General features: G+C 72.6%; 13 protein-coding genes. 10 read left to right on the top strand and 3 right to left on the bottom strand.

Going from position 1 to position 14,224, the window contains the following annotated elements:
* The 3 genes from ABZT47_RS01795 to ABZT47_RS01785 all read left to right on the top strand — a co-directional run bounded on the left by ABZT47_RS01795 (position 1) and on the right by ABZT47_RS01785 (position 1,851).
* Complete coding sequence (locus ABZT47_RS01795) at positions 1-402, top strand: YbaB/EbfC family nucleoid-associated protein (RefSeq protein ID WP_354835005.1); 402 nt, start codon at positions 1-3, stop codon at positions 400-402.
* A 136-nt stretch (positions 403-538) separates the two neighbouring features.
* Positions 539-922: a hypothetical protein gene (locus ABZT47_RS01790; protein WP_354835003.1), complete on the top strand. Its 384-nt coding sequence runs from the start codon at positions 539-541 to the stop codon at positions 920-922.
* A complete protein-coding gene (locus ABZT47_RS01785) occupies positions 919-1,851 on the top strand; it encodes a hypothetical protein (RefSeq protein ID WP_354835001.1) in 933 nt (310 codons plus the stop codon). Before ABZT47_RS01790 ends, ABZT47_RS01785 begins: the two co-directional genes overlap by 4 nt.
* 361 nt (positions 1,852-2,212) lie before the next feature.
* Here ABZT47_RS01785 and eccD read toward each other — a convergent pair whose 3' ends face one another.
* Positions 2,213-3,715: a type VII secretion integral membrane protein EccD gene (gene eccD, locus ABZT47_RS01780; RefSeq protein WP_354834999.1), complete on the bottom strand. Its 1,503-nt coding sequence runs from the start codon at positions 3,713-3,715 to the stop codon at positions 2,213-2,215.
* Positions 3,716-3,940: 225 nt separating this feature from the next.
* Between eccD and eccCa the strand changes: the two genes are divergently transcribed.
* From eccCa to ABZT47_RS01750, 6 genes are all read left to right on the top strand, one after another.
* Positions 3,941-7,918, top strand: a complete 3,978-nt coding sequence (eccCa, locus tag ABZT47_RS01775; RefSeq protein ID WP_354834997.1) for a type VII secretion protein EccCa — start codon at positions 3,941-3,943, stop codon at positions 7,916-7,918.
* 140 nt (positions 7,919-8,058) lie between these two features.
* The gene (locus ABZT47_RS01770) at positions 8,059-8,364 is read left to right on the top strand and encodes a hypothetical protein (RefSeq protein ID WP_354834995.1); all 306 of its coding nucleotides are present in this window, start codon (positions 8,059-8,061) and stop codon (positions 8,362-8,364) included.
* Positions 8,361-9,485: an NlpC/P60 family protein gene (locus tag ABZT47_RS01765; RefSeq protein ID WP_354834993.1), complete on the top strand. Its 1,125-nt coding sequence runs from the start codon at positions 8,361-8,363 to the stop codon at positions 9,483-9,485. The genes ABZT47_RS01770 and ABZT47_RS01765 overlap by 4 nt, the downstream gene beginning before the upstream one ends.
* A gap of 25 nt (positions 9,486-9,510) precedes the next feature.
* Complete coding sequence (locus ABZT47_RS01760) at positions 9,511-10,602, top strand: transglycosylase SLT domain-containing protein (RefSeq protein ID WP_354834991.1); 1,092 nt, start codon at positions 9,511-9,513, stop codon at positions 10,600-10,602.
* Positions 10,603-10,853: 251 nt separating this feature from the next.
* The gene (locus tag ABZT47_RS01755; RefSeq protein WP_354834989.1) at positions 10,854-11,264 is read left to right on the top strand and encodes a hypothetical protein; all 411 of its coding nucleotides are present in this window, start codon (positions 10,854-10,856) and stop codon (positions 11,262-11,264) included.
* The gene (locus tag ABZT47_RS01750) at positions 11,261-12,247 is read left to right on the top strand and encodes a hypothetical protein (protein WP_354834987.1); all 987 of its coding nucleotides are present in this window, start codon (positions 11,261-11,263) and stop codon (positions 12,245-12,247) included. Before ABZT47_RS01755 ends, ABZT47_RS01750 begins: the two co-directional genes overlap by 4 nt.
* A 79-nt stretch (positions 12,248-12,326) precedes the next feature.
* On the opposite strand, the gene ABZT47_RS01745 is transcribed toward ABZT47_RS01750, so the two are convergent.
* Complete coding sequence (locus ABZT47_RS01745; RefSeq protein ID WP_354834985.1) at positions 12,327-12,734, bottom strand: hypothetical protein; 408 nt, start codon at positions 12,732-12,734, stop codon at positions 12,327-12,329.
* A 140-nt stretch (positions 12,735-12,874) separates the two neighbouring features.
* Here ABZT47_RS01745 and ABZT47_RS01740 point away from each other — a divergent pair, with 140 nt between their 5' ends.
* Positions 12,875-13,543, top strand: a complete 669-nt coding sequence (locus ABZT47_RS01740; RefSeq protein ID WP_354834983.1) for a winged helix-turn-helix transcriptional regulator — start codon at positions 12,875-12,877, stop codon at positions 13,541-13,543.
* A gap of 3 nt (positions 13,544-13,546) precedes the next feature.
* Here the strand turns inward: ABZT47_RS01740 and ABZT47_RS01735 are convergent, their stop codons facing one another.
* Positions 13,547-14,149, bottom strand: coding sequence for a hypothetical protein (locus ABZT47_RS01735; protein WP_354834981.1), 603 nt, complete (start codon positions 14,147-14,149; stop codon positions 13,547-13,549).
* Positions 14,150-14,224: the final 75 nt, after the last annotated feature.

Raw genomic sequence — 14,224 nt, 5'->3', positions numbered from 1 at the left:
GTGTTCCGACCGGACGACTTCCGGCTCGAGGACCTCGAACGCGTCACGCGGCAGAGCGAGGAGGCCGTCCAGCGCCTCAGCGGCGTGTTCGGCGAGCTGCGGGCCGTCAAGGGCGAGGGCGCGGCGGCCGGCGGGCTGGTCGCGGCCGTGGTGGACGGCGGCGGCCAGATCGTGGAGGTGACGCTGGACCCCCGTGTCATGCGGCTGGACAGCGCCTCGATCGCACAAGCCGTGACCGAAGCGGTGCGCGGCGCCCAGGCCGACGCGCACCGCAAGAACACCGAACTGCTGCGCGAGGCCACCGGAGGCGAGCCGCCTTCCCTGGACCCGGCCGACGTCGACACCTGGCTACGAGACGTGGCCAACGCCATGGGCGCCCCCTGGCCCGACGACCACGCCTGAGTTTTCCCCTTGACCGATAGGTTGGGGGTGTATTGTCGATCATGTCGGTTGGTGCGACTCGAACATGTGTGCCATTCGGTCGGTAGTGTTGGACCGGCGGCGCGTGGGTGGCCGCCCATCACGACACGGGGGCGTCATGTCGCATCAACCTCTCGAAGACCCGGTGCCGGGGCCGCCCGGAGGGCCGGGGCAGGTGCTGGACGTGTCCCCGTCGGGGCTCGGAGATATCGGCAGGCTCTTCGGCGGCCAGGGTGAGGACATCGCCGGCGCGGTCCGCGAGGCGACGCGCCGGCTGATGGACATCGGCGACTTCTGGGGCCGCGACGACGCCGGGCGCGCCTTCCACGACGGCGGGGACGGCAAGGCCGGGTACGGCGCCCGCGCCGCCGACCTGGAGCACGAGTTGCACGCGCTGGCCACGGTCTACGCCGTCATCGGCGACAGGCTGGTTCTGATGGGAAGGAACGTCGCCGTCGCCGACTGGGCCTCGGTCGCCCGCCTGCTGGAGGGCGACAGGTGAGCCCATCCCGCTGGATGCTCTATCCCGCCGGCGGAGCGGGCATCGTCGGGTTCGTCGCCTGGACGATCCTGTCCAAGTGGCCCGAAGGGGACCCGGACGGGGCGCGGGAGGCGGCCACGGTGTGGCGTTCGCTCGCCGGCAAGATCGATGCCAACACCACCGTGACCGGCGGTCTGGCCCAGAGGGTGTGGACGCAGCACCCGAGCCAGGGGTCGGAGGCCTTCCGCGCGTTCTGGACCCAGGCCGGGACGGTCAAGACGCCGGGCGGCGTCGCGGCCGTCCCACCGGCGATGTCGGCCTACTGCCGCCGCATGGCCGAGGCGTGCGAGGGGTACGCCGAGGCGCTGGAGAAGACGCGCGACGCCCTGCGGGTGATGGCGCTGACCAGTTACGCCCAGCTCATGCTCGCCGCCTCCTGGCCGTGGGTCGGCGCGCAGGCGGCGGCGTTGTCGCGGTGGCTGATCGACCGGCTGTACAAGAAGGTCCAGGCGCAGGTCCTGCTGAAGCTCCTGGAGCACGCCATCATGAAGGTCGCCGTCGAGAAGCTCGTGGGGTACTCCGTCGGCAGCGCCGTCTTCGCGCTCGGGGACGAGGCGCTGGCGCTCGGCGCGCGGGCGGCCTTCGGCCAGGATCTCGGCTCCTTCTCCGACAACTCCATGGCGACGCTGAAGGACTTCGCCGCCTGCCTGGCCTTCTTCGGCGTGTGGGACCTCACCAAGCTGGGGCCGATGGGCAAGGTGTTCCGGAACAACGACGCGGGCGACTTCGCCTCCTTCTACGTCGGGTCGAGCGCCTACACCGTCGCCTACAACCTGGAGGACGGCAAGTCGGGCGCGGGCGTGCTGCCGACGCCGAGCCAGCTGATCGCCAAGCTGCTCATCGGCACCTCGCAGCGCGGCAAGGACCCCGGCTACCCGGCCGCCCCCTAGCTGGCGCGCTGTCCGGGACCGTTCACGGCTTGGGCGCCGTGGCAGGCGCCGGCATCGCCGTACCACGACCCGCCGACCCGGCGCCGATCACCTGCACCACGTGGCCAGGGGCGGAGAGCCGCGCCCGGTGAAGGTGTGTGGTCGGGGGCGGAGAGCTGCGCCCGGTGAAGGTGTGTGGTCGGGGGCGGAGAGCTGCGCCCGGTGAACGTATGTGGTCACCGCACTGACCGGGCGGCCGCTCGCGCCGTAGCGGGGCAGGAATCTGCACGCCGCGTGGAGGCCGGGCTGCGGTCCGTGCCGTAGTGGGGCCGGCACCTTCCCGCGCCGGTGTGGGCGGCCGGCGCTCCGGCCGGCGGCAGGGTCAGCCGGCCAGGCCGCGGATCCAGGTGTAGACGTCGAGGACGCCCAGGGCCAGCGGGAACAGCGCGGTGATCAGGGCGAACTCCAGGATGTCGCCGGCCCTGCCCCAGAAGGGGGTGGGGCGGCGCTGCGGGAGGAACAGGCCCATGCCGGCGCCGACCGCGGCCACGGCCAGCAGGCCGGGGACGACGAGCAGGGCGGTGCCCGGCCCGGTGAGCGCGGCCCCCACCAGGACGGTGAGCAGCCCGGCGGCGCCGGTGCCGGCCAGCCACACGCGCTGGCCGACGCCGTGGAAGACGCGGGCGCGGAGCATCAGCGCCAGGGCGAGCACGACCAGCATGGCCCTGCCCGTCCAGCCGCCGGTGCCGAGCAGCAGGAGCTCGGCGCTCAGCGCGACCAGGGCGACGCCCGCGGCCAGGCCGGTGGCGAACCGTTCGGCCTCCACGGCGCGGCGCTTGACGTCCGGGCCGTCCAGCTCCTGGTTGTCGGCGCGCAGTTCCTCGGCGTTCTTCGGCGCGGCGGGCAGGGGCAGCCGGGCCAGGCGGAAGGACAGGGTGGGGATCAGCGGTGTGCAGGCCAGCACGATGGCGACCAGCAGCGCGCCCACGCCCGGGGCGGGCGGATGCCAGACCATGACGATGGCGGCGCCTGCGGCCCCGGCCATCGAGGCGACCATGACGCCGAAGAAGTTGGGCAGCCCTTCGGCGATCGCCCAGCCGGCGACGGTGGCCGTCAGCGCGGTCATGGCGAAGGCCGCGAGCAGGTTGGGCGCGCCGAACCACAGCATGCCGACGTCCTTGGCGGGGGCGAGCAGCCCGGCCAGGAAGGCGTACGGCAGGGCGGTGTACCCGATGACCGCGCCGGCCGCGCTGTCGCCGAGGGCGCGGGACAGCGCGGCGCCCGCCCCGACGAGCAGGAAGGCCAGCAGGCCCGTGACGACCGTCGGGAGCGTCCAGGGAGGCCCCGACACGGTGAGCGCGAGGGCGCCGGAGACGAGGAAGGCGACGGCGACGCCGAGGCCGGTGGCGCGCGTGTGCCGCGGCTGCCATCGCCCCGACCGTTCCTTGATGCCGGTGGCGATGGTGTCGGCCACGTCGTCGAAGACGGCCTCGGGCAGCTCGGACGGGCGGGGCAGCAGGTAGAGGACCTCGCCGTCGCGCACGCCGAGGGCGGTCATGCTGGCGTCCAGCGGAAGGGCCCGGCCGCCGACCCGCTGGATCACCCATCCGGTGGTCGACAGCACGCTCTCGTCGCCGTTCTCGCCGACGGCGCCCAGCAGGTTGGGCAGGACGTGCGCGAGCGGCAGGTCGGAGGGGATGGCGAGGTCGATCCGTTTGCGCGGCGTCACGATCGTGACGCGGGTCATCGCGACGGCCGATCCCGGCGCCCGCAGGACGGCCGGCTTGGGCTGGCCGTTCATGACGTCCAGGGCGCCGGGCGTCCCAGGCCCGCCGGGGCCGCCCGGGACGCGCAGGGGAGGCCCGCCCGTCGGGTTGAGCGTCACACCGACTCCATTGAGATCACGCGAATACCGTATCGGGCTGCCATGCGGCGCGAGGGCGGACATATGCATGTTTTGCGGGATGCGCCAGGTTTGCCGGTCCAGGGTGGCCCGGTGATCGGAGTTCGCTACCGTTGGCTCCGGTACGACCCATCCCTGCCCTCACGGGGCGCGCGGCCCTCCGGTACGCCGGCTCCCCGGGGCAGGTCCATCCGAACATGGAGCGACGTGGGCATAGTCGTCATCCGGCGACCCGAGCGCCGTCCGCCTCCGGCACCGCCGCGAGGCGAGATCCTGCTGGAGTCGCCGCCGGAGATCCCCGAGACCATGTCCGGCGGGTTCATGCAGATCCTCACCTTCCTGCCGATGGCCGCCGGCGGCGCCGCCATGGCGCTGATGTTCACCGGGGGCGGCGGCGGGAGCCCCATCATGTACGTCGCCAGCGGCATGTTCGCCCTGTCCATGGTGGGCATGAGCATGAGCCAGCTCGGCCGCGCCTCCGGCGAGCGCAAGATGCGGCTCAACGGCCTGCGGCGCGACTACTTCCGCTACCTGTCGCAGACCCGCGCCAAGGTGCGCAGGGCCGTGCGCCAGCAGCGCGAGGCGCTCGACTGGAACGGCCCCGAGCCCGGCACGCTGTGGGCGGTCGCGATGGGACCGCGCCTGTGGGAGCGGCGGCCCCGCGACGGCGACTTCGCCGCCGTCCGGGTCGGCACCGGCACCCAGCGCCTCGCGGTGCAGCTCATCGCGCCGGACGCCAAGCCGGTGGAGGACCTCGACGCCATGTCGGCCGGGGCGCTGCGCCGCTTCATCAGGGCCCACTCCACCGTGGACGACCTGCCGATCGCGATGGCGCTGCACTCCTTCGCCCGCATCCTGCCCGCCGGCGACCCCGCCGCCGTCCGCGACCTGGTGCGCTCGCTGATCGCGCAGCTCGCGGTGTTCCACTCCCCGGACGACATGCGGGTGGCCGTGTGCGCCAGCAAGGAGTGGATGGCCCAGTGGGAGTGGGTCAAGTGGCTGCCGCACGCCCTGCACCCGGAGGAGTTCGACGCCGCGGGGCCGGTCAGGCTCATGGCCGACGACCTGCGCGAGCTCGACCGACTGCTCGGCGGCGAGCTGAAGGACCGCGGCCGGTTCAAGCAGGGCCTGTCGCCGGAGTCGCTGCCCTACCACGTGGTGATCGTCGACGGCGGGCACATCCCGCAGGACTCCCAGCTCGGCGCGGACGCCATCCAGGGCGTCACCGTCATCGACCTGAGCGGCTCCACCTCGCTGGTCGAGGAGGGGGTCACCCTGCGCCTTGAGGTGCTGGCCGACCGCTTCAACCGCGTCCAGCTCGACCACGCGGGCAAGGAGATCGTCACCGGGCTCGGCCGCCCCGACCGGCTGTCGTTCCTGCAGGCCGACGGGCTGGCCCGCCAGCTCGCGCCGCTGCGCGTCTCCACGGCCAAGAGCGGCGACAGCCAGGACGTCCTGTCCTCCAACATGACCCTCGCCGACCTGCTCGGCGTGGCCGACCCGCGCCGGCTGGACATCGCGACGCTGTGGCGGCCCCGGGCGCCCCGCAACCGCTTCCGGGTGCCGATCGGGCTCGGCGCCGACGGCCGCATGGTTGAGCTGGACATCAAGGAGTCGGCCCAGGGCGGCATGGGGCCGCACGGGCTGGTCATCGGCGCGACCGGCTCGGGCAAGAGCGAACTGGTGCGCACCCTGGTGCTCGGGCTGGCCTCGACCCACTCCTCCGAGATCCTCAACTTCGTCCTGGTCGACTTCAAGGGCGGCGCCACCTTCCTCGGCATGGAGTCGCTGCCGCACGTCTCCGCGGTGATCACCAACCTGGAGGACGAGCTTCCGCTGGTCGACCGCATGTACGACGCCCTGCACGGCGAGATGGTGCGCCGCCAGGAACTGCTGCGCTCGGCAGGCAACTACGCCTCCCTGCGCGACTACGAGCGCGCCAGGGAACAGGGCGTCGACCTGCGGCCGCTGCCCACGCTGTTCGTCGTGCTGGACGAGTTCAGCGAGCTGCTCTCGGCCAAGCCCGACTTCATCGACCTGTTCGTGATGATCGGCCGGCTCGGCCGTTCGCTCGGCGTGCACCTGCTGCTCGCCTCGCAGCGGCTTGAGGAGGGCCGGCTGCGCGGCCTGGACACCCACCTGTCCTACCGCATCGGCCTGCGCACCTTCTCGGCCATGGAGAGCCGGGTGGTGCTGGGTGTCGCCGACGCCTACGAGCTGCCCTCGGCGCCGGGCAACGGCTACCTGAAGTTCGACACCACCGGCATGACCCGCTTCAAGGCCGCCTACGTGTCCGGCCCCTACGCCGAGGAGGCGCGCCAGGAGCGGCGCGGCGCCGCCGAGCAGCGGCAGGTGGTGCTGTACGGCCCGGCCTACATCCCGCCGCCCGTCGCCCCCGCGCAGCCCGAGCCCGAGCCGGAGCCCTCCGTCGTCGGCAGGGACAGCCTGCTGGACATCATGGTCCGCCAGTTCGACGGGTACGGGCCGCCGGCGCACCGCATCTGGCTGCCGCCGCTGGCCGAGCCGCTGACGCTGAGCCACCTGCTCCCGCCGCTGAGCATCACCCCCGACTACGGCCTGACCACCGCCGGATGGGCCGGCCGCGGCAGGCTGCGCGCCGTGCTCGGCATCGTGGACCGGCCGTTCGAGCAGCGGCGCGACCCGCTCGCCGTCGACCTGGCCGGCGCGGCCGGCCACCTGGCCGTCGTCGGCTCGCCGCAGAGCGGCAAGAGCACGATCCTGCGCACGCTGATCGCCGGGCTGTCGCTCACCCACACCCCGCGCGAGGTGCAGTTCTACTGCCTGGACTTCGGCGGCGGCACGCTGGGCTCGCTGGAGGGGCTGCCGCACGTGGGCGGCGTCGCCAACCGCCTCGACGGCGACCGGGTGCGCCGCACCGTCGCCGAGGTCACCGGCCTGCTGCACCAGCGCGAGCGCGAGTTCGCCGAGCGGGGCATCGACTCGATCGCCACCTACCGGCGCCAGATAGCCGAGGGCCAGATCGCCGACAACGAGTACGGCGATGTGTTCCTCGTCGTGGACGGCTGGCTCACCGTGCGGCAGGAGTTCGACTCGCTGGAGCCGACCATCACCGACCTGGCCGCCCGGGGCCTCGGCTACGGCATCCACATCGTCGCCGCCACCAACAAGTGGTCGGAGTTCCGGCCCGGCATCCGCGACCTGTTCGGCTCCCGGCTGGAGCTCAAGCTCGGCGACGCCTACGAGTCGGAGGTCAACCGCAAGACCGCGCTCGCGGTGCCCGAGGGGGTGCCCGGCCGCGGCCTGACCCGCGACGGCCTGCACTTCCTCAGCGCGCTGCCGCGCATCGACGGCGTGCGTACGGCCGACGACCTGACCGTGGGCGTCCGCGCCCTGGTGGACGGCGTCCGGGAGGCCTGGCGCGGCCGGCCGGCCCCGCGCGTGCGGCTGCTGCCGTCGGTGCTGCCGGTGGAGACGCTGCCGAGCGTCGAGGAGACCGGGGCGCGCATCCCCCTCGGCATCGACGAGGCCACGCTGTCGCCGGTGCTGGCGGAGTTCGACGTCGACCCGCACCTGACGGTCATCGGCGACACCGAGAGCGGCAAGTCCAACCTGCTGCGGCTGGTCGCCGAGGGCATCGTCGCCCGGCACGCCCCCACCGGGGCGCGGCTCATCGTCATCGACTACCGCCGCTCGCTGCTGGACGCCGCCTACACCGAGCACCGCATCGGGTACGCGGCCTCCAGCACCACGGCCGCCGACATGGTCGCCGAGGCGCGCGAGGCGCTGGTCAAGCGGCTGCCGCCCGCCGACCTCACCCCCGACCAGCTCCGTGCGCGCAACTGGTGGAAGGGCGCCGACCTGTACTTCATCGTGGACGACTACGACCTGGTGGCCACCGGCGCCAACCCGCTCGCGCCGCTTCTGGACCTGCTGCCGCAGGCCAGGGACATCGGCCTGCACCTGGTGCTGTCCCGCGCCATGGGCGGGGCGGGGCGGGGCATGTTCGACCCGGTCATGCAGCGCCTGAAGGACATGGCGAGCCCGGCGGTGATCCTGTCGGGCGACAAGGACGAGGGCGTGCTGTTCGGCGTGCGCCCGCACCCGCTGCCGCCGGGCCGGGCCTACTACGTGGACCGCCGGTACGGCTCCCGGCTGATCCAGACCGCGTTCCTGCCGCCGTCCGCGCCGAGCACAGGGGAGTGACCTTTTCGGGGTGATTCATGGCCCATGATCGGCCTAGCCGGATATGATCGCTCGTTGGCGGTTCCGAGCGCACGGTGGGCGTCGGGCCCGGGACCGAGCCGCTGGATGGTCCTGGCCGACGACGGAGGGAGCCGGCCCCGGTGAGTCTCGACGTGAACTACGACGCGCTGGCCAAGCTCCGCGTCGCCGTCAACACCCAGGCAGGCAAGCTCGCCTCCATCGGCGATGACTTCCCCGCCAAGAACGCCGCCACCTCCTCGATGTTCGGCACGCTGACCGGCGCCGCCGAGCTGGTGACGGCCATCGGCTCGGTGGAGAGCCACGCGGACGAGGAGCTCGGCACGGTCAAGACCCGCCTCGACGGGGTCGAACGCGCGCTGGACACCGTCGAGACCAACGTCAAGAGCGCCGAGCACGGCACCAAGAAGAATCTGCCGAAGGTATGACGGACGCCGACGCGGTGGCCGCGCTACCCGAAGGTCAGGAACTGGCCGCCCTGCTGAAGAAGACCGACGGCGACCCCGCGGCGGTCGAGGCGATCGCCAAGCGCTGGCGCACGGCGGCCTCCGGCTCGGTCGAGAAGCTGCGCGCCCTCGGCACGGCGCTGCGGACCATGGACGACGCCTGGGAGGGCGACTCGGCCGACGCCTTCGTCGCCTACATGAACCGCTACGGCCGCGCGGGCGACTCCCTGCGCGAGGTGCTGGTGAACTGCGCGGGCTGCCTGGACTCGGCGGCGGGCGCGGTGCGCACGGCCAGGAAGAACGTCGTCCAGACGTGCGACGACCTGCTGGCGTGGGTCGCCGAGTACCGCCGCCTCAACCCGCACGCCACCGAGGACCAGCTCAAGCCGGGCATCACCCGCGAGGTGCGGCTCGCCGTCCACAAGGCGAAGGAGCAGGTCGAGACGGCCGAGACGGCGCTGTCCACCGCGCGCACCGACATCGGCAAGCACGTCGGGCAGGCTTACCCCACCTTCGCCTCCATCCCGGCGGCCGACCGGCAGGCGTTCGTCCCCGGGCCGGGTCACACCACCGAGTGGCGGCCGACGCCGCTGGACCCCAAGCGCACCACCACGCTCGCCGGCACCGACACGCCGCCCGGGGCCACACCGGTCACCTACGGCGGCGATTCGGGGGGCGGCTCCGGCGGCGGACAGGGTGGTGGGCAGGGCGGGGGCGCGGCGCCGCGCGCCATTCCGTTCGAGGTGACCGGCAACGGCACCGGCGCCGACATCGTGGCCGCCGCCCGCAGCCACCTGGGCAAGCCCTACGTCTGGGGCGCGGACGGGCCGGACGCCTTCGACTGCAGCGGGCTGGTGCACGCCTCACTGAACGAGGCGGGCATCAAGATCGGCGATGCCACCGCCGCCGGTTACTGGGCCAGCGGCAAGCCGATCACCGGGCCGCCGCAACCGGGCGACATCGTGTTCTTCGGCGAGCCGCCGACCCACTGCGCCGTCTACATGGGCGACGGCAAGATGATCGCCGCGCCGCACTCCGGGGACGTGGTCAAGATCCAGGACGTCGCCGGCCGGCAGCCCATCTCCTTCCGGCGGTTCACGTGAGCGGCGGGGAGAAGGACCCGCGACGTTGACGGACATCGACGCCGTGGCGGGGTTGCCGGGCGGCCAGGAGCTGGCCGCGCTGGCGCGCAAGGTGCAGGGCGACCCGGCGGCGATCCGGGAGCTCGCCAAGCGCTGGCGCACGGCGGGCGGCCACACCGTCGAGCGGCTCAACACGCTCGGGAAGGCCCTGTCCCAGGTTGACGCCGCCTGGAAGGGCGCCTCGGCCGACGCGTTCGTGACCTACATGGCCCGGTACGGGCGCGCGGGCGACTCCCTGCACGGCGCGCTCGCGTCCTGCGCCGACTGCCTGGACACGGTGGCGGGCGCGGTGGAGACCGCGAAGCGCAACGTCAACGGCGCGTGCGACGACCTGCTGGCCTGGACCGCCGAGTACCGCCGGCTGAACCCGCACGCCACCGAGGACGACCTCAAGGCGGGCATCACCAAGGAGGCCGGGCAGTACACCGCCCTGGCGCGGACCTACGTCGGCACGGCCGAGAGCGCGCTGAACACCGCCCGCGGCGACATCGCCAAGCACCTCAAGGAGGCCACGCCCGCGTTCGCCGACATCCCCGCCGCCGGGGACCAGTCGTTCGTCCCGGGGCCCGGCCGCGTCACCGAGTGGGTTCCGGTGCCGAAGAGCGAGTACGACCAGTACTTCGGCCGCGGATCCTACGGCGACTCCGGGGGCGGGAGCGGGGGGTTCGGCGGGTACGGTTCCAGCGGCCCGCCGCCGCCGGGGGGCGGGCCCGCGCCCAAGGGCCAGGTGGCCGAGTGGATCCAGCAGGCGATCGAGATCCTGCGAGCCGCCGGCTACCCCGTGGACAAGATGAACCCGAGCGACATCTGGATGATCATTCAGCACGAGTCGGGCGGCAACCCGAACGCGATCAACAACTGGGACTCCAACGCGGCGGCGGGCACTCCGTCCAAAGGCCTGATGCAGACCATCGACCCGACCTTCGACCGGTGGTCGCTTCCCGGGCACCGCGACATCTACAACCCGGTGGACAACATCATCGCCGGCGTGCGGTACGCCATCGAGCGGTACGGATCGGTCTCCAACGTCCCCGGAGTGGTCGGCACGAAGAACGGCACGGGCTACCGCGGCTACTGAGGGCGCCGTCATCGCGCCCCCGGGAACTCGCGGCCTGCCCGCGCCCCGTCCCGCCGGCGCCCGCATGGCCGGTGCCGATCGTGCCGGGTTTCGCGGGTCGCGGCCCGTGCGCCGCGCGAGGGGGATGTCGGGGGCGTGTCGTGGCGCTCACTTCCGGGATATCCAGGAAGATCGAAGATTGCAAATCCGGCGAAACCCGACCTTTCTACCATTCTGGGGAACCAGGTGGACATGGGACCGCGGAGGCGCCGGTGGCGGGAACGGACGTGTACGGAGACGGCCGGCCGGGCGTCGTGACGGACGTCGCGCCGGCCGTCCTGACCCGGCGCCAGGACGACTTCCACCTCCAGCGCGACCACCTGGGCACGGCGCTCAAGGCCGCGATGGCCGCACTCTCGGGGCTCGGCCACTTCTGGGGCGACGACGAGCACGGCCACGTCTTCTACGAGGGCGCCGAGGGGCGCAAGGGCTTCCGGGCGGCCACCGAGGAGATCGTGCGGCACTGCGGGAACATCACGGCCGCCTACGACCGCATCGGCGACAACCTCGCGCAGGCCGGGGCCAACCTCGAGACCGCCGACTGGGCCACCGTGGGAAGGCTCGCGCAGGCGGTCGACGCCCAGGGGTTCGCCGTCCCGGTCACCAAGGCGGAGGTGAGGTGAGCCCGTCCTTCGCCATGCTCAGAGCGCCGCTGGCGGCCTTCGGCAGGACGGCCGGAAAGCATCCCGCCGGCACCACCCTCACCGTCGCCACGGCGGCGCACGGGGCGTTCGTCTCGGCGATGCTGGGCGTCCAGTGGCCCGAGGGCGACCCCGACGGCCTGCGGACCGCCGCCGGCACCCTGGAGGGGCTGGCCAAGAGCATCGACGACGGGATCATCGCCGCCGACGAGGCGGCCAGGCAGGTGTGGACCGGGAATTCCGGGCCGGGCGTCGAGGCGTTCAGGTCCATGTGGCAGGGCTCGCCGACGCCGCTGACCGCCTTCCGGCCGGACGGTTTCTCCGGGTACCCGCCCGACGTCGCGGACTACTGCCGCCGGGCCGCCGCGGCGTGCCGCGCCTACGCCCAGTACATCGACACCACGCGGCACCTGCTGGTCGTCATGGCGGTGCAGGCGTGGGCGAACATGCTGTTCACCACCATGTACGCCTGGCCGACCGCGGGGATGGCGAGGTTCGCCGAGCAGGCGGTGCAGAAGTACTTCACCTCGCTGGCCCGCAGCCAGCTGAAGATCTTCAACATCGGCGTCTCCAAGATCGTCCAGAACGCCTTCTACTACACGATCGACAGCGTCGCCTACGCCGGGGGCCAGCAGGTGATCCAGGCCGGCATCTACGCCGCCTCGGGAGTGCGCAAGGACGCCGACGGCCGCGACGTGCTGTCGCTGCGCACCAACGCCGTCGAGTTCGGCCAGGCGTTCGTGGCGAACCTCGCCTTCGACGCCGCCGCCGACTCGGTCGCGCTGGTGCCCTTCCTGCCTGGCGGGCGCTGGGGGAGCTTCGCCGCCCGGATGACCGGCTCGGCGACCTACAGCATCGTCGGCAACCTGGAGCAGGACCCGGGGTCCAACCCTGTCCCGACCGACTGGGAGACATGGGTCACCAAGCTCCTCATCCACGGCACCCGCTCGATCAAACCGGCCTGACCGCGCCCCTTGAGCCGCGTGCCCGACGCGGAAGGAGTGTGCCGGCCCGTGGCGCACACCCCTTCCGTCGCCTCGCGGGTTACCCGTTGAGCTGTGCCACGGCCTGGACGATCTCGGGGTTGTCGGAGTGGAGCTTGCCGCCCCAGCCCGCGTTCTCCAGCGGGTAGTGGTTCATCAGCAGGAGGGTCTCCTTGGTGTTGGCCAGACCGTCGTAGGCGTCGCTGATCGCGGCGAGGATCTTCTCGGTCATCGTCCTCTTCACGTCGAGGTCGGCGAGCTCGGGGGCTTCGAGGAAGAGGAGCGGCTTGATCGGCTCGGCGTTGAGGCGTCCGTCGTGGGCCACGTTCTCGGGCGCGTATTCCCGCAGCCAGATCCGGATGTCGGGGATGTGGTAGGCCGCGTCGATCGCCGCGGTGAGGTCGGTCACCATCGCTTGCTTGGCGGCGTCGCCGATCCCGATGGGGGCTTCGATCAACAGCTGAGGCATGGTCGGGTCTCCTGTCGTGTACGGCCGGGTCTGGGGTTCACGCGTCGCTGATCCCTCGACGCGGTAGGACGGTACAATTAGTTAGTTGGAAAAAACAACTCCATAGTTTTGATTACCGATCGACTGGTAGCCTGTCCGGTATGGCGGGCAAGCGGAAGTACGACGACGGCTGCGCCGTGGCGCACGGCCTGGACCTGATCGGCGAGCGGTGGGCGCTGTTGGTCGTGCGCGAACTGCTGCTCGGCCCCAAACGCTTCACCGATCTGCGCGAGGGCATGCCGGCCGCCAGCGCCGACATGCTGACCCAGCGGCTTCGCGAACTGGGCGACACCGGCATCGTGCGGCGCCGCAAACTCCCGCCACCGGCGAGTTCGTGGGTGTACGAGCTGACCGACTGGGGCGCTGAGCTGGAGCCGATCATTCTCCAGCTCAGCCGATGGAGCAGTCGCTCACCGACCCTGAGCAAGGACGCCGGCATCGGCGTGGACTCGCTGATGCTGTCCCTCAGGACCCTGTTCGACCCGCGGGCCGCGCAGGGGCTCCACGCCACCTTCGCGCTCCAACTGGGCGAGAACCGCTTCCGCGTCGACATCGCCGATGGCGGGCTCACCCTCGCCCGCGGTGAGCCCGACCAGGCCGACGTCACCATCGCGACCGGCGCGGCCAGGCTGGCCGCCTTGCTGCGCGGGGAACGCACGCTCGCCGACGCGCTCCGCGCCGGAGACCTCGCACTCGACGGCCGCGAAGACCTGGCCGAACGGTTCGTCGGCCTGTTCCCCCTGCCCGAACCGGTGAGCCTGCCGTCCTGAGCGTCAGGCGTCGCGGCCGGTGTTGGTCACGATGAAGTCGTCCAGGGTCTCCTGGTAGGCGGCGATGTCGCCCTCCAGGGACGCGCGGGTGAAGCGCTGCGGCGCCTCGCGGTGGATCGCCGCGCCGTGGCCGGTCCAGAACGCCGAGGCGGGCACTGCGGCGGCGCCCGGAGGCAGGAACCTGGCCACCTCGGCGGTCGCGTCGCGGGCCCACTCCCATGCGCGCACCACGCCCTGGAAGCGCTCAGGGTCATCGGGGGAGGCGGCGAACAGCAGGTCCTCGCGCATGGCCCGCCGCGCGTAGGCGGCGCCGAGCACCCGCCACTGGCCGGCGTCGATCAGCTCCGAGCGCCCGGACCCGAAACGCAGCCGGTCGCGGCGGGCCTCGGCCTCCGCCTCGTACGGCACCACGACCTCGACGCCCAGTGCCAGGCCGAGCGCCTGCCCGTCGAACCGCAACGTCCACCCGTCCTGGCCCTCGGTCAGCGTCGTGTGGGCCTCGTAGTCGCGCTCGGGCTCGGCGGCGCGGCCGGGGTCGTCCCGGCTCACGGTGAGCGTGATGTAGAGGTGCGCCTCGGTGAGCGTTCTGGCGCGAAGCGGTGACATGCAGTCCCTTCCTCTGCGGCCGGCCCGGGGCCTTCGACCATATCGGCAGCGGGGCCGGTGCCGGCGGCGGTCGTC

Origin of the sequence: Sphaerisporangium sp. NPDC005289 (assembly GCF_040607455.1) — a bacterium.
Lineage (GTDB): Bacteria > Actinomycetota > Actinomycetes > Streptosporangiales > Streptosporangiaceae > Sphaerisporangium > Sphaerisporangium rhizosphaerae.
This window is presented reverse-complemented; position numbering and strand designations above follow the sequence as displayed.